The organism is Gordonia sp. PDNC005 (assembly GCF_016919385.1).
Taxonomy (GTDB): domain Bacteria; phylum Actinomycetota; class Actinomycetes; order Mycobacteriales; family Mycobacteriaceae; genus Gordonia.
Map to the genome: position 1 here is coordinate 3,797,895 of NZ_CP070351.1, position 16,864 is coordinate 3,814,758.

A 16,864-nucleotide genomic window follows, 5' to 3' on the forward strand; every position below is an offset into this window, starting at 1 on the left:
CGCTCCGGGAAAGTCAGACGGCTGAACGACGCACCGCCGATCAGCGAGCCGAACGCTCCGCCCACCAGGCCCGAAGTGCGGCTTCCGCGTCGTCGTGGCTCATCGGACCGGCGTCGAGCCGCAGTTCCTTGAGGTACCGCCACGCTTCACCGACGAGGGGACCCGGAGGGAGACCGAGGAGGGCCATGATGGCGTTGCCGTCTAGGTCGGGGCGTACCCGGTCGAGGTCTTCCGCCTCCTTGAGGACTGCGATGCGCTGTTCCAGCTCGTCGTAGGTCTCCTGGAGCTTCCGGGCGCGTCGACGGTTCCGGGTGGTGCAATCGGCGCGCACCAGCTTGTGCAGGCGGTCGAGCAGGGGACCGGCGTCGGCGACGTAGCGGCGAACCGCGGAGTCGGTCCACCTTCCCTCGCCGTACCCGTGAAAGCGCAGGTGCAGGAATACCAGCTGCGACACGTCGTCGACGATCGCCTTGGGATACTTGAGCGCACGCATGCGCTTTCGGACCATCTTCGCGCCGACCACCTCGTGGTGGTGGAAGCTGACGCCGCCGCCGTCTTCGTGACGACGGGTGGCCGGCTTTCCGATGTCGTGAAGAAGCGCCGCCCACCGCAGCACGAGGTCGGGGTCGCCGGTCTCCAGGTCGACCGCCTGCTTCAACACCGTGAGCGAGTGCTGGTAGACGTCCTTGTGCTGGTGATGCTCGTCGATCGTCAGCTTCATGCCGGGGATCTCCGGTAGCACCCGCTCCGCCAGTCCCGACTCGACGAACAAGTCGACACCGTCGAGTGGGAACTCGCCCAGGATCATCTTGTCGAGTTCCACTCGGACTCGCTCGACGGTGATCCGGTCGATCTGCTCGGCCATCTCGCGTGTCGCGTCGAGCACCCGGTCGGCCAGCGCGAATCCGAGTTGTGACACGAATCGAACACCTCGCAGCATGCGGAGGGGATCGTCGTTGAACGAGTTCTCGGGCGCAGACGGGGTGTCGATGACTCCTGCGAGCAGATCGCTCATGCCGTCGAGAGGATCGCAGAACTCCTGGGTCCCGTCCGGCAGAAGCCGAACGGCCATCGCATTCACCCGGAAGTCACGACGGATCAGGTCACCGTCGAGCGTGTCGCCGAAGGTGACGATCGGGTTTCGACTCACCTGGTCGTACATGTCGGATCGGAATGTCGTGATCTCGACCATGTGGTCGTCGAACTGTGCGCTGACGGTCCCGAATTCGATGCCGGTGTCCCACACCGCAGGCGCCCAGCCGCGCAGGATCTCGCTGATCACCTCGGGTCGAGCGTCGGTCGTGAAATCGAGGTCGTTGCCCAGCCTGCCGAGCACCGCGTCTCGCACCGAGCCTCCGACCAGGTACAACTCGTGTCCTCTGTCGGCGAATCGGGCAGCCAACGGCGTCACGACGTCGCTCAGAGAAGCAAGGGTGACACTCGCCGCCGCAAGGAGGCGGGTACGACGTTCGGCGCGAGCGTCGTCCCTCGCGCCACCGCTCTGCGCACTGCCGGTCATGAGATGCAAGACTACCGACCCCGACATGCGGCTCGCGCGGTCAGCCTTCGATAGCTAACAGACGGTAACGAACGGCTAGCATCGGAGTGTGTCTGCCGAACCATCACTGCACCATACGGACGTCGCCTCCGACGCTCCGTCGGGCAGTGGTGCCGCGGACAAGGCTACGGGCGGTGGGCCTGATCAGCCGCAGCGCAACCGACGCAACCGACGCGGCCGACGCCGTCGTGGACGCCGCTCAGGTCGACCGGCCGACGCCACGAAGGTCAGCGAACCGACTCAGGACGATAAACCGGCCGGTGACAGCACTCCGAAGCCGTCCGACCTCGCAGCACGGTCCAGACGAGGGAATCCGTCGCCGTCGAATGCCGACAAGAACTCTCCCGCGTCGATGCCGCGCACCAAGCGTCGCGGCGGACGACGCACCCCCGAACCGGAGCCGTCGCCCAAGCTGCGGACCGTCCGGGAGACGTCGGCGGGCGGACTGGTGCTCGCAGACCTCGACGCGCCCTTCGACGACATGACGGCTGCGCTGATCGGCCGTGTGGACCGTCGGGGTCGGACGATGTGGTCGCTGCCCAAGGGCCACATCGAGACCGGTGAGACAGCCGAGCAGACCGCGATGCGCGAAGTCGCCGAGGAGACGGGCATCTCCGGGACCGTCGTCGCGCCGCTGGGCAAGATCGACTACTGGTTCGTCAGCGAAGGCAGACGGATCCACAAGACCGTCCACCATTACCTTCTCCGATTCACCGGCGGTGAACTCTCCGACGAGGACTACGAGGTGAGTGAGGTCGCGTGGGTGCCGCTGAGCGAATTGCCCCGTAAGCTCACGTACTCTGACGAACGACGTCTCGCACGGATGGCCGAATCGGTGATCGCCGATCTCCGCAGCGACCCCAGCCGGTTGGCGCAGTCGGAGGCCTCCTGCATCCGTACCGAACCGAACGACTATGAGAAAGCCGCAGCCGCCCGCAATCAGCGCCGAAACGAACCGCCGCCCCCGGTCAAAGCCCGGCGGCGCAGGCGGCGACCGCGGCGCCCGGCCAACGGTGACTCGTAGCCGCGCGGGGCGCGGCGCCCGACTGACGGCGTTTGTCGCAGCAGTGTTCTTGATCGTGGGATTCGTTCTGGTCACCGGTGGTGTCGGACCCGCGGCATCCGAACCGGACGGCGGCCCCAACACCCACTACGCCTCGGTCGCGCTCACCGAGGTGACTCCGTCGACGGTCACCGGGAGCACCGGGCACACGGTGACCGTGCGCGGAAAGGTCACCAATACTTTCGACCGTCCGATTCGCGACGTGATCGTCCGACTCCAGCGGGCGGCGGCCGCCACCTCGACGGACCTGCGCACAGTCCTCGACGCCGATCCGTCGGTCTACGAGACGGCGACGTCGTTCACCGACGTCGCGAAGGAGCTCGCACCGCGTCAGAGCGTGGATTTCACCGTGTCGGTCCCGTTGTCGAACGGCGGACTGTCGATCACGAAGGCAGGCGTCTACCCGCTGCTCGTGAACGTGAACGGCACCCCGGACTACGGCGGTCAGGCGCGCATCGCCGACTCCCGCACGCTGCTGCCGGTGCTCTCGCTTCCGGCCGACCGTGCTCGCGCCCAACAGTGGACCGACCCCGGCTCCGGCGCCGACGCCGACCCGCTCCTCGGGCGCGACGGATCCATCGCGGCCGACGACTCGAGCCCGACGGCCTTCACCTTCCTCTGGCCGTTGGCCTCCCCTCCGCAGCAGGCGGCTGGAACCCTCGGCGGCGACACTGCAGACATGCGCTTGACCAGCGACGCGATGGCGTCTTCGCTCGAACCGGGGGGGCGTCTCGGGCAATCGTTGAAGGCGCTCGAGACCATCGTCGGCGTCTCCGACGGCGGTGAGCCGAAGCCGTCCGAGATCGACGACCGGGTCCGCAGCTCCATATGCATCGCCGTGGACCCCGATCTTCTCGTCACGGTGAAGGGGATGGCGTCCGGGTATGTCGTCTCCGACGATCCGGCGGATCCTGCCGCATCCACCCGCAGCGGTGAGGGATCGTCGACGGCGAAGTCGTGGCTCCAGCGGCTCGCGAAAGTCGCGTCGTCGATGTGTGTGACCGCACTCCCGTACGCGCAGGCCGGACTCGACTCGCTGCACCGCATCTCCGACTCCGCGCTGTCGGACGACGCGATCGCCGGGGGATACGACACCGTCGACGATCTGCTGGGGGTCACCTCCGTCCGCGGTCTGACTGTGCCGGCGGTCGGAACACTCACCGAACAGGGCCGAACCTTCCTCAGCGGGCGCGAGGGTTCGGGCGCCGCCGCAGTGGTGTCGACGTCCGTCGATCCCGGCCAGAGCGACCGCACCGGATCGTCGACGGTCGGTCAGTACCGCTCCGACGGATTCGCTCTCCAGACCTACGACCCCGGCGTCAGCAGTGCACTCGGTGCTGTCGGCGCCCACACGAGCACACCGTCGTACATCCCGGCGTGGCAGCGGGTCGACACCTCTGGCGAGTCGGACGTGTCGCGCAGGCAGACGGCAGCTGCTTCGATCGCCTTGCCGATGCTCAACGCCCCGACCCGCACCCCGGGTGAGGATCGGCCTGAGATCACCGAGGTGACGGGCCGCAGCGCGTTCACCGTGCCGCCGGTCTACTGGTCGCCGACGCCCGCTGACGCACGCGCGCTCCTCGACACAGCTGGTCTGATGGTCGCCTCCGGGGCAGCGAACCCGGTCCCGCTGAAAGACGTGGTGACGGGACTGGCGGACGCCAACTCGCGTGCCGATCTCGCCGTCCCCGGTGACGTGCCCCAGCTCGCTGCCAGCGGCTACCCGCTGTCGTCGAAAGACCTGACGATAGTTCAGCGCGACCTCCGCCTCGTCGGGCAGTTGGAGGACTCGTTCGCCACCGGTCACGATCTGCCGTTCAGTCCGGACGAGTACCTCGACCCGCTGCGACGTGACGTCCTTCGCGCGGTGTCGACGCCGGCGAGCACGGATCTCACCGTTTATCGTCTCGAACGCCCTCGGCGTCTGACGGCTATCGGGCTCACCCTCAGCCACGTCAAACAGTCGGTGTCGTTGCTAGACCCGAGCGGGCGTTACACCCTCGCGTCCGAACGCAGCCCACTCCTGCTCGTGGTCCGGAACGACCTCGCCCTACCGATCAAAGTGCGCCTGGACATCACCGCGCCAGACGAGATCAGCGTCGGCGACGTCGGCGTGGTCGAGATCCCCGCGCAGGGCACGCGGCAGTTGCAGCTGCCCACCCACGCATCCAGCTCGCAACCCGCCACTGTCCGGATCGCTCTCGTGACGAGCAACGACGTGCCGCTGAGCACGCCTGTCGACTTGTCCATCTACGCGAACGCCTACGGCAAGCCGCTGTTCTACATCACGATCGCGGCCGGCGTCATTCTGATCCTGCTGACCGCGCGGCGACTCTGGCACCGGTTCCGCGGAGAACCCGACCCGGCCGATGAGGACCGACCCGAACCCGACGAGCACGAACGTGAACTCGCCTCCGCCGGCTACCAGCAGCGCCTGGCCGCCGAGCGTGTTGTCACCGACACCCCGGAGCGTGAGAACCCCGACCCCGGAGAGCGTGCATGACGACCGAGCAGAAGCAAGAAGTCGACACCCCGTCCGACGAGAGCGTGATGCGGACCGGTGGGTCCATAGCGATCGCCACCCTGACGAGCCGAATCACGGGCTTCGTCCGCACCGTTCTCGTGCTGGCGATGCTCGGGCCGGCTATCTCCTCGGCGTTCCAAGCCGCCTATGTGCTGCCGAACATGATCGCCGAGGTTGTGCTCGGCGCGGTCCTGACGGCCATCGTCATCCCCGTGCTGGTCCGCGCCGAAGCTGAGGACGACGACGGCGGCGTCGGGTTCATCAACCGCATCTTCACACTCACACTGACCGTTCTCGGTGCGGCGACACTCGTTGCGCTGATCGCAGCGCCACTCCTCACCATGTTGAACGTGGGGGACGGAAAGGTCGACCGATCGCTGACGACTGCCCTGGCGTACCTGTTGCTGCCGGAGATCCTCTTCTACGGCCTGTCTGCCCTGTTCATCGCAATACTGAACATGAAGGGACTGTTCAAACCCGGCGCCTGGGCACCGGTTCTGAACAACATCGTCCAGATCACGACGCTGGTCCTCTTCTATCTGATGCCGGGGGACCTCACCCTCAACCCGGCACGGATGTCCGATCCCAAACTGCTCGTCCTGGGTGTCGGCACCACACTGGGCGTCGTGATGCAGGCGACGATTCTGCTGCCGTACCTGCGCAAGGCAGGCGTGAAACTGAGCCTCAAGTGGGGCCTGGACGACCGTCTCCGCCGATTCGGCAACATGGCCGTCGCGATCATCGGCTACGTCCTCGTCCTGCAGGTCGGCCTGGTCATCACCTACCGCATCGCCGCACACGCCTCCGCGTCCGGCATCTCCGTCTACGCCACCCACTGGCAGCTGCTGCAACTGCCGTACGGCGTGCTCGGCGTGACCATCCTGACTGCGATCATGCCGCGACTGTCGCGAAACGCTGCCGCCGACGACACCAACGCCGTTGTCGACGACATGTCCCTCGCGACGCGACTCACGATGATCTCGCTTGTCCCCGTCGTCGCGTTCATGACCTTCTTCGGTCCTGCCATCGGCATCGCGGTGTTCAACTTCGGCAACTTCGAGCAGGACACCGCGTCACAACTGGGCTCGGTCCTCGCCTGGGGCGCCTTCACTCTCATCCCGTACGCGATGACCCTCGTCCAGTTGCGCGTCTTCTACGCCCGCGAGGACGCCTGGACACCGACCGCGATGGTCCTCGGCATCACCGTGGTCAAGGTCGCGGCGTCGTATCTCGGGCCCGTCCTGTTCGACGACCCCGAACTCGTGGTCCGCTGGCTGTCGTTGTCGAACGGCCTCGGATACCTGGTCGGCGCAATCGTCGGTCACCTCCTGCTCAAGCGCACTCTCGGCGGCGCAACGATGACCGATGTGGCCCGCTCGTCGCTGATCACCTTGGGCGTCTCCGTCGTGACTGCCGGCGCAGTGTGGGGGATCGCCGAGGTCACCGGACTGCATCGCATGTCGACCGAGGCGGGCAAGGTCGGGTCTGTCGCTTATCTCGCGATCACCGCGATCGTGGTTCTCGGCGTGGTCTACCTGATGCTGACGGCGCTCAAGCTGCCCGACATGGTCGCGATCAGCAACACCGTGATGCGTCTCGTCGGACGCTTCATTCCGAGGCTGGCCCCGGCCCCGGAGCCCGAGGCCGACCGCGATTCGCACACCATGACCGTCCAGTTCCCGCGGATCTCCTCGGACGAATCCTTCCCGTACGCTGGGCAAGTAGATGTCCGACGCCGCTTCGACCGGGGTACGGCCACGTGGCAGGAGTATTCCGCGTACTCCGGCGGGGCCGCGGGGGAGACGACTGTCATTCCCGTCATCCGACCCGGGCGCCCGGCTCGCCCGCCGATGCGCCCGACCCCTGGGCCGTCGCAGCCCCAACGCCCTGGAGGAGTTCAACCGATGTCCGGACCCGACTCGGACGACGATCGTCGTCCGTCGACGGAGCCGACGCGGGCCATGATTCCGAAGGCGGACCCGCCCGTTCAACCGCGCGGGCCGAAGCTGGTCCCTGGCGCGGCCGTCGCGGGCGGTCGATACCGACTGCTGGAGCCGCAGGGCGGCACTCGAGGCCTCGCGTTCTGGCGCGCGAAGGACACCGGACTGGACCGCGAAGTCGGATTGACGTTCGTCGATCCACTGCAGGTGGCGCCGCCGATCAATCCCGGCGACCGCGATCCGCAGGACGAGGGCCCGCAGGCCATCCTCCACCGCACACGGCGACTCGGCCAGCTGCACACCGCAGGTGTGGCGCGAGTCCTCGACGTGGTGCGAAGTGCCTCCGGCGGCATCGTCGTCACCGAGTGGGTGAACGGCTCCACGCTGGCCGAAGTGGCCGCGACCGCGCCGTCGGCAACGGGTGCCGCGCGTGCCGTCCGGGCTCTCGCCGCGGGCGCCGAGGCTGCCCATCGTGCGGGCGCCGTGCTGTCCATCGACCATCCTGACCGCATCCGCATCAGCGCCGACGGCGACGCCGTGTTGGCGTTCCCTGCGATCCTGGCCGACGACGACAGGTCATCTGACGTCCGCGGACTCGGCGCGGTGCTGTACGCACTCCTCCTGAATCGCTGGACGCTCGACGGCGAGACCGGCAAGGAATTGGCGACCGCCGCCATCGCCCGCGGCCTCGTCGGCGGCATGCGCCTGGCCGATCCCGATCCTCGGAATCCCGGACAGCCGATAGCGCCGATACAGGCCCGCCAAGAGATCCCGTTCGAGATCTCGGCCGTCGCCTCCCGCGCACTCGAAGGCGACCGCGGCATCCGGACCGCCGCCACCGTGCAGCACGTCCTCGACCAGGCGACTGTCGTCGACCTGCAGACCGACATGCTGCCGCGGGTCGAGACGCGACAGCCACCGGTGTCGGTCGCACCCATCAGCCGAACACGCAAGGAACGGCTGATGGGCGAAGGCCAGGCGGGGAAGCGGAATGTCGCTCTGCTCGCGGGCGGCGCCTTGTTCATCTTGTTCGTGATCGTGGCCGTCATCGTCGCCGCCACCAACATGTTCGCCTCACCCGACGATGAGAACAACCTCGACTCGTTCCTGCCGAACTCCTCGTCGAGTGCAGCTCAGGCGCCCGGCCCGGACGGCGGATCGCCGATCTCGGTCGCAGCCGTCACACTGCTGGACGTGTCCGATCAGGACCCCGACTCGTCGAGCAACATCTCGAACGTTCTCACCGGCGCCTCGCCGGCGTGGAAGACCGACAACTATCGCGGTGCACAGTTCGCCGGTCTCAAGGACGGCCTCGGGTTGATGTTCCGGTTGAAGGCCCCGGGATCGATCAAGACGGTCACCATCGAGACGGCGACACCCGGCTTCAGCGTCGAGTTGCGCACGGCGCCCCGCAAGCCCGCATCACTCGACGCGACCACCGAGGTCGGCAATGGAACGGTCGACGCCAAGAAGGTGACGTTGAAGGTCGGGTCCCCGTCGAGCTCCGGCTACTTCATCGTATGGCTGACGTCGCTCCCGGAGAACGGCAGCGGGTATCAGGCCGTCATCAACCGCGTCACGTTGCGCTGACGATGGACGACGGCGCGGTCCTCTGCGACGACGGCCTGCTCCGCACTCCGTGGGGCGCAGTGCCAGGCATGATGCGCGAGTACTACGACACCGAGTGGGGCCTGCCCGTGGTGGGGGAGAACGCCTACTTCGAGCGGCTTTCGCTGGAGGGATTTCAGGCGGGACTGTCGTGGGCGACGATCCTCCGCAAGCGTCCCGCGTTCCGCGAGGTGTTCGCACACTTCGACGTCGAGACCGTCGCAGCCTTCGGTCCGGACGTCGTCGACTCGCTGATGTCAGATTCTCGGATCGTCCGCAACAGGGCCAAGATCGAAGCCACCATCGGTAACGCGCAGGCCACCGTGTGCCTGCGCGACGAAGGAGGGCTCGAAGCGTTCCTGTGGTCGTTCAAACCCACGCAGACACCGCGCCCCGTTCGGATGAGTGAGGTCCCGACCACGTCCGACGAATCAGTGAAGATGTCGAAGGCGTTGCGCAAGAGAGGTTTCCGATTCGTCGGCCCGACGACGATGTACGCGCTGATGGAGGCGGTAGGCATCGTCGACACTCATCTTGTCGACTCTCACCGCCGTGGCGCGTCCGGTGTCTGGCCCGCTGCTCCCGTTTCCTGAGCCGAGCTAGGACGACGTGGCCGTCGGCGCCCATCCCGGTGGTCCGAAGACGTATCCGAGTTTGTCGCGCAGAGTCGGGGCCGACCGGACGTCGCGCGCGATCGCCGCGTACTCGTAGGTCTGCAGGGTCCAGACGTTGAACGTGTCGACTGGTTTGGTGAGTCCGTAGTGGGGACGATGAAGCTCCGGCTGGAACGATCCGAACCACCGATCGAAAACGATGAAGACCCCGCCGTAGTTGCGGTCGAGGTACTCAGCGTCGCTTCCGTGATGCACACGGTGATGCGACGGCGTGTTCATGACGTACTCGAACGGCCGCCACATGCGATCGATGTGCTCGGTGTGCACCCAGAACTGATAGATCAGGTTCACCGCGTACGTCCCGAACACCACCGCGGGTGGAATGCCGAGGGCGGGGAGCGGTAGCCAGATGATCAAGCTCATCGTCGGATTCCACTTCTGCCGCAGTGCAGTCGCGAAGTTGTAGTACTCACTGGAGTGGTGCGCCTGGTGCGTCGCCCAGACCAGGCGCACACGATGCGCGATCCGGTGCTGCCAGTAGTAGAAGAAGTCGACTGCGACGAACCCGATAACCCACGTGTACCAGCCCGTGATCGGCAGCTGCCACGGCGCGACATAGGCGAACAACGCCGTGTAGACGGCCAACGCGACGATCTTCCCGAGTGCCGACGTGCCGATCGACACCAGACCCATCACCAGGGACGCCTTCGTGTCTGCTGCCGCGTACGCTCCCTTGCCGGGCCTGCCGCCGTCGTCGGACAGCTTCGCCGCCGCGAACAGTTCGAGGCCGAGCATCAACGCGAAGAACGGGATCGCGAGAACCGTCGGTTCGCGCATCGCCTCGGGCAGGGAACTCCACATTTCTGGAACGATAACGAGTCAGTTCTGTCGGGTCCACTGTGGAATATCATTGGCACGATGAGCAGCACTGTCGGGGGACGCACGTACGGTGGGATGACCGCCGAGGATCGGCTCGTTCAACGCCGAGAATCCCTGATCGCCGCCGGGCTGGAGCTGTTCGGTACGCAGGGGTACCCCAACGTGTCCGTGAAGCGGATCTGTGACGACGCCGGACTCACCCAGCGGTACTTCTATGAGTCGTTCCCGGATCGTGCAGCGCTGTTGGGCGAGGTGTACTCGCGGTGCGTGGACACGGCTCGTCAAGCGACAGTGACTGCTGCGGCGAGCATCTTCACCGATGCGGGCATCAGCGGGGGAGCGATCCCACCCGGCCTGATTCCCCGAGTCACCACCGAGGCGCTCGGCGCCATGATCCGGTGTTTGGCCGACGATCCGCGGCGCGCCCGCGTCATGATGATCGAAGTGGTCGGGGTGAGTCCCGAACTAGAGAAGCTCCGGCTGACCGCGATTCACGAATGGGCGTCGCTGATCGTCGGCATCGCCGTCGGCGACGATGCTCCGACTCCGCACCAACGTATGGCCGCGATCGGGCTCGTCGGTGCGCTCACTCAGTTGCTCGTCGAATGGCAGATGGCCGTCACCGACCCGATCACTCCGGAGATGGGACCGGAACTCTTCGACGTGGACGCGATCCACGCCGTGATGACCGACATGTTCACGTCCACCTATGAGCGGATATTCACGCCTTCGTGATCCATTGCGTGCGGATCCGCTCGGCCACCGCCTCCGCGTCCGGCACCACGAACAGCACCTCGGACCCGTCGCTGAGCGTCACGCACAAGCGATCCTGCTTGCCGCCGCTCCAGAACTTGCCCGTGCCCGGGGCCGTCCCGATCGCTGACACGTATCGGTGCTGGACAGCGAAGCGCGCGCCCTGCGCCCGCTTGCCCTTCGGCTCGAACACGATGTGCGTCTTCGTCAGCTCGAGCCGACCGGGTACAGCGACCATGCCCGCCGATCGGGCAGCAGTCCACGTCGCCAACGGCTGGTCTTCAGTCATGGGTAGAGAGTACCGAGCGGTGGTGGCCACCTGCCCTGACCACACGTTGTGCGCACGGCGCTGGTTTGTCCATAGATCCGCCGCAATCACCCGCAAGAATCGGCGTGTTATCCACAACTACGCTGAAACAGCTAAATCGGACTATCGATCTGCCTAGTCTCAATCGCATGACTCGGGGGACGATCGATTCGCGCAGCGACTACCAATTGGTTCAGGACCACGCCCGCGGCGAAGCCTCGGCATTCCACGAACTGATCGCACGCCACCAGAACAAACTGTGGGCGGTGGCGTTGCGAACCACGGGAAACCACGACGACGCACCAGACGCGCTCCAGGACGCGCTGTTGTCGATCCACTGACGAGATGCAGGGAACATGACCCAAACACGCCGGGCGGAGACTCCGTTCTCGTCGGCATGTCGCAAGTTCGGTTCATTTAGCCTGCAAAACCAATGGTCAGAGCAGTAGATCTTCGTCAGATCATGCAGGTATTTGAACAACCTTCGGCCTTGGCCGTCTCTCGATCGGATGGCGACGTGCGTTCGACGACCGACGGTGGGTCCACGGCAGCGTGCGTGCTGGGATTAGATCCTCGAAACCAGGTCGTCAAAGTTCGACGGAATCGGATCACCCGACCGCAACCCGAGCTGCTCCATTACGCGCACAGCTTTCATGCAGTACAACAGATATCTCGCGGTCTCGATTGACCGGGATGCCCGCCGGCTCGACTCGACCGACCCACTCACGAACACAGGCGGCAAGAGCGGGACGCAGTCGGCCTCGCCGATCGACGAAACTCCGTGAGACTGCATCCACTCCGTTAAGGCCAGAGAGTCCACAGCCTCCAACATCGCCTGGCTCGGGAGAAGTTCGGTGAATCTCTGTAGATCGACCGTTTCTTCATTTGCCATCGACGAAGCGTCGAACATCCATACCGCGTTCGACCCTGCGCTTCCATGGGCCGGATCAATCCAGTACTGGATTCCCCGCCAGTCGCCGGCTATGACATGAACTGGACGATCGAGCATAGCGCCTACAATCGCCGACATATTTCCCGAGTTCTCGGAATCATAGACCTGAATCGCGCCACCGCCAAACGCAACATAGGCTTCTGCGCTAGATGAGTCTCCCGACTCCTTTATTGCCACTTAGATACCCCTTCGATCCGAGTTCAATCCGCCCACAAGATTTGAAAGCTCATTCTAGCAGCCTCTCACCTCCCTTCCAAATAATTTCGGCAATAATATCACCTTCCTTTAGGCCCGCCGACTTGATCGCATTGGATATACGAGCGCCCATGCTTTTGTTTACCGAGGCGTCCAGGAGCTGGAGGTTGTGCAAAGCATTGTCACCACCCAACTGAAGGTCGATAATATGGTCGACATTCCATCCATGCGGCACAAGAAACTTCCCGGATTTCCCCTTCGCAGAGTTCGTGAGAGACCCGAGAAAGTTCTGCTTGATCTGAGGGAATCCCGCTCTTGCTGGAGCCGTAACCACCAGTCCGCCATTTAGAACCGAATCGGCTCGGATCGCTGAAGTCTTCGCAATCTCTTGATCGATCTGGCTACGTGAGAACCGCGAAGGAGGCGGAGATATTTCAAGCACATGGCCTACAATTTGATCCACATGAGGGGTGCGGACGGCCGCGGAAAGCGCCTCGTCGACGGGCACATGACCGAGAATCGTGGCTCCTCTACCTGCGCGGATTCCTGATTGGACAGCCTTCGCGACAGCACCTCCAGCTCCGGGGATTGCGGCGACTGCTCCGGTGCCGGCGAGCATTCCCCATGCGTAGGCCGGAGCTGTATTCAGATAGTTTGGGTTGACTCCCGTGAGTGCCTCGAGGAGTATGTTCTCGCGGTTGGGATGGTTGTAGACGCGTGGTGTTCCGATGTTGATGCTGTTGTGCATTCCGTCGGACATCGAGTTCGGCAGGTACATGATGATGTCGCCGAGGCCACTACCCATCGCCTTCCACGTGTCCCAGGTTCCGTGCGGGCCGACGCCGACCAGCGATCGAGCTCCGTCCCATGCTCCTTCTGCAAAGTCGCCGAGGCCATCTCCGAAGCTCAAGTCCGTGCCGTCTGCGTGGGTGGCTCGGTCGGGCTCGGATTCTCCCGGCTTGAAGTGAAGTGCCCGGTCTGTCTCAAAGTTCGTTAGGATGGTGCTGCCGTCAGAATTGACGGTGAGTTGTTCGTCTCCCCTGTTGAGGACAATGGTCTGGTCCTCGCCGCTTTCGGTAAACTGTTGCGGGATCGCTTGGGCGATCTTTTCCCAGTCGTAGTCCGCATCCGGGTTGGTGAGGGTCGCAGCGATCGTGCCACCGGGCTTGAGGAGGACGTTAACGTCTTTGTCGGAGTACGCGCTGTTGTACAGGTGCCCTTCAGCGTCATAGTTGAGGGTCTGGTGCGTTTCGGTTATGTAGTCGTACTGACGGACAGTGGTTCCTGCTGACGGATTGAGAGGATCGTCGTAGCGTTCTTCACGCAGGATCTTCTCACCATCGCTGGTGAAGACTTCGGCGACTTGGCTGCCGTACTCGCCGGTGGAGAGAACGGTCTTGTTTCCTGTTATCGGGTCTGTCGTCTCCACCACCGGGCTGCCCGCCGCATCGTCGAATCTCCGGGACGGCATGAGTTGACCGTCGTCCCCACGGATCCACCCGGTACCGTCCTCGTTCCAGTACGGCCCGGGATCGTCGGCAGCAGCTATGGCCGGTCCTTGATTTTCGACAATATTCCCGTTCCCGTCACCGGTCTCCGTGTACACGGCGCCAGTCTGCGGGTTGGTCTGGGTCATTTCGTAGGGGAGGCCGTTCTCCTTGTTGAACTCCCAGGACCCTGGGGAGTCTGCGATCTGCGGACCTGCAATCGGCACTCCGAAAGTATTCGGCCGTGTCTCAGCCCCTACATTGTCAGGATATGCAGGAGGCGGTACACCCTCTTGTGCATCGGCGACGCCATTGGCGTTCATGTCGTCGACTGTGCACATATCGAGTGGATCGGCCAGGATCGGGAATAGTGCGTTCTCGGCTGGTTCGACGTGCTGGATCAGGTCACCGTTCTCATCGACTGTGTACCACGTCTTCTGCGGCCGTCCTGCGGCGTCGAAGGCCCACGGCCGCGCGACCTGACGGATCGCATTTCCGTTCTTGTCGTAGACGGTTGCCGACCCGTCGGGGTTGACCTTGGTGTAGCCGCCCTCGGGAACGTTCATCGCGAACCGATACGTCGTCGGGGACGACTCGTCGTGGATCAGCACCATCCGCGAGGGTCCCACAGTTGCCCGAGTTGACCCACCGCGCGAGAGCAACGACCGAGCCCGCGGACTAGCCGCCGCGACAGCCGCAGCACCGGCGATCGCCCACACCGGCAACGGAATCGACCCACCATCACCGTCTGAAGCCGGAGACAGGAACGCCTGATCCGAGGGAGACTGCTCCGACTGCTTCACCGGCACCCCGGCCGGTGCCTGCGTACGGCCGGGCGTCTGGCCGTTGTCGCTGGGCCGGCCTGGACGGTTCGGTGTGACCGTTGCCGGGGCCGGGGTCCTTGGACCTGTCGGTCCTCCGGCACGGTCGGGCCGGTTCTGGTCCGTAGGTTGGCCGCCGACGATCGGCGTGCCGTTACCGGTACCCGGTCCGGGGCCGACATCCCCGCCGATCACCGCACCACCATTGGACGTCCCCGGGGCACCCGGGGTGGTTGTTGGGGCGTTCATCGTCGGCGGCGGAGTGTAGGTCGGGACACTGATGCATGGCCAACTCGGCCCGTACTGAGCGCGCATCTGATCACATAACGCATCGGCCCGCGCATCACCACCGCCGAGACCTGCGGCCAGGATCGCACCGGTGAACGCTAACGTCCCTGCTCCAGCAGTTAACGCTGCTGCTCGACGTCCCACGCGTGAGTTGCTTGCTGTGGCCATGTCAGTTGCCCTTGCCCCGGATCGCACCCCACAGAGCGTCGACTCCGGCCCAGAACCACCGACCGCCGATCGACATCACCAGGAAGAAGCACAAGAACACCAACACGTTCCCGTGCTCGTCACCCCACCTACCGAGATTCGGCAGGTTGATCGCCGCCACCACCAGGATCGCGCAACCGGCGATCAACGCCAGCACGGACCACACCGACACCGACCGGCCCCCGCCTGAACCGCTGGAGTCATTCCCGCCACCGGCACCGTCGGACGGTTCACGCTCGGGGGACGCGCCCGCGGTCGGTCGTGAATGTCTTGGTCCGGCCGCGGTCGGTGACGGCGTTGTCGCCTTGGGTTCGGTCGTGGTCATGTCATACCCCCGTATGTTGTGATGATCGAAAGTCGAGATCGACGGCAAGCAGCGTCAGAGCAGGTGTGGCTCGCCGTACAAGTTGAACGTGTTGTCGTTGGCCTTGGTCGTCATCGCGACCCGCACATACGCGCGCACCGCAGGACGAGCACCGACGCAACCGGAGATCTCCACCCGCACACCCTCCAGCCGGGCACCGGCCGATGGGCCCTGCAACGGCTTCTGAGCAAACGGCACATCCACGGTGGCGCCGTTCTTCAACGACGTCGAAATGTTCGGCATCGCCTGCACGCCCAGCACGATCGCCGGCGGGTAGCTGATCGACATCTGTGCCGTCGGACCTCCAGTGATGCCCACGTTCACCCCGTCCATCTGCCACTGGCATGACACCTGGAACCCGGTCGACAACACCGCAGCATTCACCGGCGCACTCCCCGTGCCGGTTATCGTCGCCGATCCACGCAAGTCAAGGAACGCCTCATACGAACCATGTCCGCGACTGAGCGCCGGAACGCTCTGAATCCGCTCACCCGACTTGGTCAACGACACCTTCCACCCGTCATCAGACGTACGGGTGATCGTCTTGTCCTTGAACGTAGTGGCGGCGTCGGCGGACCCGACACCGCCGGTGCTAGCAATCAGAGCGCTACCGGCTAGAACGACGGCTGCGACAGTGCGCGATCCGCGCATGAACTCCCCCTCAAGATTTGATACACCGCCGAGAGAGCACCCGATCGCAACGTAGAAGGATCCCCCCGCAGAAACCCCCGACAGCCTGATCACGTCCCCACGCGGCTGAACTGGAACTATCGTGACATTACTGCGGCTTTACCTGTTTACAAGGTGATATGAGACAGATCACTAGTTCACGCTCGGCTATCGCCAGTGACATGCTGAGATTCCGAGCTCGTCCGTTAGCATCTATGCAGCAAATGCCCGATCCTCGTCAACCCTCCGGCCGAAGAACGAACACCGCCATGCAACGGCGCAAATACGAACCCATGGTCGAGCACAGAGTGCGTTCAGCTCTTGACACTCGGGCCGGCGTGCCAACAGCCATCCACTGTGGTTACAAACCCGACGGCCGTCCACTTGTCGTGGTCCAGTCGATGGAACATCGCCATCGGTGTGGCTCACCGACGGCCCGCCACTCAATCGGACCGGCGAAGGTGCCCATAGCTTTGGCCGCTGATCCGGATGAGTGCTGGCGCTCTGTTCGCGGACAGCTTTCAGAGATATCAACCGGGGACGTCCACGCGCCGCCAGCTCACAATCGCTGCGTCGGATCGGCCCGGCCCAAAGTCGTTTCGGTACGCGTGCCCGTCCTGATCACCTGACCCTGC

At 64.7% G+C, this 16,864-nt stretch carries 13 protein-coding genes; 6 read left to right on the plus strand and 7 right to left on the minus strand.

What is annotated here, in order from left to right; translation table 11 throughout:
* Positions 1 to 40 precede the first annotated feature (40 nt).
* Complete coding sequence (locus JVX90_RS18295; protein ID WP_205330084.1) at positions 41 to 1,519, minus strand: CCA tRNA nucleotidyltransferase; 1,479 nt, start codon at positions 1,517 to 1,519, stop codon at positions 41 to 43.
* Between the two features lie 88 nt (positions 1,520 to 1,607).
* Here JVX90_RS18295 and JVX90_RS18300 point away from each other — a divergent pair, with 88 nt between their 5' ends.
* From JVX90_RS18300 to JVX90_RS18315, 4 genes are read left to right on the plus strand one after another with little or no spacing between them, the layout of a single operon-like run.
* The gene (locus tag JVX90_RS18300) at positions 1,608 to 2,582 is read left to right on the plus strand and encodes an NUDIX hydrolase (protein WP_205330085.1); all 975 of its coding nucleotides are present in this window, start codon (positions 1,608 to 1,610) and stop codon (positions 2,580 to 2,582) included.
* The gene (locus tag JVX90_RS18305; protein WP_205330086.1) at positions 2,572 to 5,124 is read left to right on the plus strand and encodes a DUF6049 family protein; all 2,553 of its coding nucleotides are present in this window, start codon (positions 2,572 to 2,574) and stop codon (positions 5,122 to 5,124) included. Before JVX90_RS18300 ends, JVX90_RS18305 begins: the two co-directional genes overlap by 11 nt.
* On the plus strand, positions 5,121 to 8,675 hold the full coding sequence (gene murJ, locus JVX90_RS18310) for a murein biosynthesis integral membrane protein MurJ (protein WP_205330087.1): 3,555 nt from the start codon (positions 5,121 to 5,123) through the stop codon (positions 8,673 to 8,675). Before JVX90_RS18305 ends, murJ begins: the two co-directional genes overlap by 4 nt.
* Positions 8,676 to 8,677: 2 nt before the next feature.
* Entirely contained in the window at positions 8,678 to 9,286 is a 609-nt protein-coding gene (locus JVX90_RS18315; RefSeq protein ID WP_205330088.1) for a DNA-3-methyladenine glycosylase I, read from the plus strand.
* Positions 9,287 to 9,292: 6 nt separating this feature from the next.
* Here the strand turns inward: JVX90_RS18315 and JVX90_RS18320 are convergent, their stop codons facing one another.
* Positions 9,293 to 10,168 (minus strand): sterol desaturase family protein, encoded by an 876-nt coding sequence (locus tag JVX90_RS18320; protein WP_205330089.1) that lies wholly within the window; start codon positions 10,166 to 10,168, stop codon positions 9,293 to 9,295.
* A gap of 57 nt (positions 10,169 to 10,225) precedes the next feature.
* Here JVX90_RS18320 and JVX90_RS18325 point away from each other — a divergent pair, with 57 nt between their 5' ends.
* Positions 10,226 to 10,921, plus strand: a complete 696-nt coding sequence (locus tag JVX90_RS18325; RefSeq protein ID WP_205330090.1) for a TetR/AcrR family transcriptional regulator — start codon at positions 10,226 to 10,228, stop codon at positions 10,919 to 10,921.
* Here the strand turns inward: JVX90_RS18325 and JVX90_RS18330 are convergent.
* The gene (locus tag JVX90_RS18330) at positions 10,908 to 11,228 is read right to left on the minus strand and encodes a hypothetical protein (protein ID WP_240193955.1); all 321 of its coding nucleotides are present in this window, start codon (positions 11,226 to 11,228) and stop codon (positions 10,908 to 10,910) included. The genes JVX90_RS18325 and JVX90_RS18330 overlap by 14 nt on opposite strands.
* A 167-nt stretch (positions 11,229 to 11,395) precedes the next feature.
* On the opposite strand from JVX90_RS18330, the gene JVX90_RS18335 reads away from it, so the two are divergent.
* On the plus strand, positions 11,396 to 11,587 hold the full coding sequence (locus JVX90_RS18335) for a sigma factor (RefSeq protein WP_205330091.1): 192 nt from the start codon (positions 11,396 to 11,398) through the stop codon (positions 11,585 to 11,587).
* A gap of 224 nt (positions 11,588 to 11,811) precedes the next feature.
* Here JVX90_RS18335 and JVX90_RS18340 read toward each other — a convergent pair whose 3' ends face one another.
* From JVX90_RS18340 to JVX90_RS18355, 4 genes are all read right to left on the minus strand, one after another.
* A complete protein-coding gene (locus JVX90_RS18340; protein WP_205330092.1) occupies positions 11,812 to 12,375 on the minus strand; it encodes a hypothetical protein in 564 nt (187 codons plus the stop codon).
* A 49-nt stretch (positions 12,376 to 12,424) separates the two neighbouring features.
* Complete coding sequence (locus JVX90_RS18345; RefSeq protein ID WP_205330093.1) at positions 12,425 to 14,494, minus strand: HNH endonuclease signature motif containing protein; 2,070 nt, start codon at positions 14,492 to 14,494, stop codon at positions 12,425 to 12,427.
* A 664-nt stretch (positions 14,495 to 15,158) separates the two neighbouring features.
* Positions 15,159 to 15,368, minus strand: a complete 210-nt coding sequence (locus JVX90_RS18350; RefSeq protein ID WP_205330094.1) for a hypothetical protein — start codon at positions 15,366 to 15,368, stop codon at positions 15,159 to 15,161.
* 207 nt (positions 15,369 to 15,575) lie between these two features.
* Positions 15,576 to 16,211 carry an MspA family porin gene (locus JVX90_RS18355; RefSeq protein WP_205330095.1) on the minus strand — a complete coding sequence of 212 codons (636 nt, stop codon included), beginning with the start codon at positions 16,209 to 16,211 and terminating at the stop codon, positions 15,576 to 15,578.
* Positions 16,212 to 16,864 lie beyond the last annotated feature (653 nt).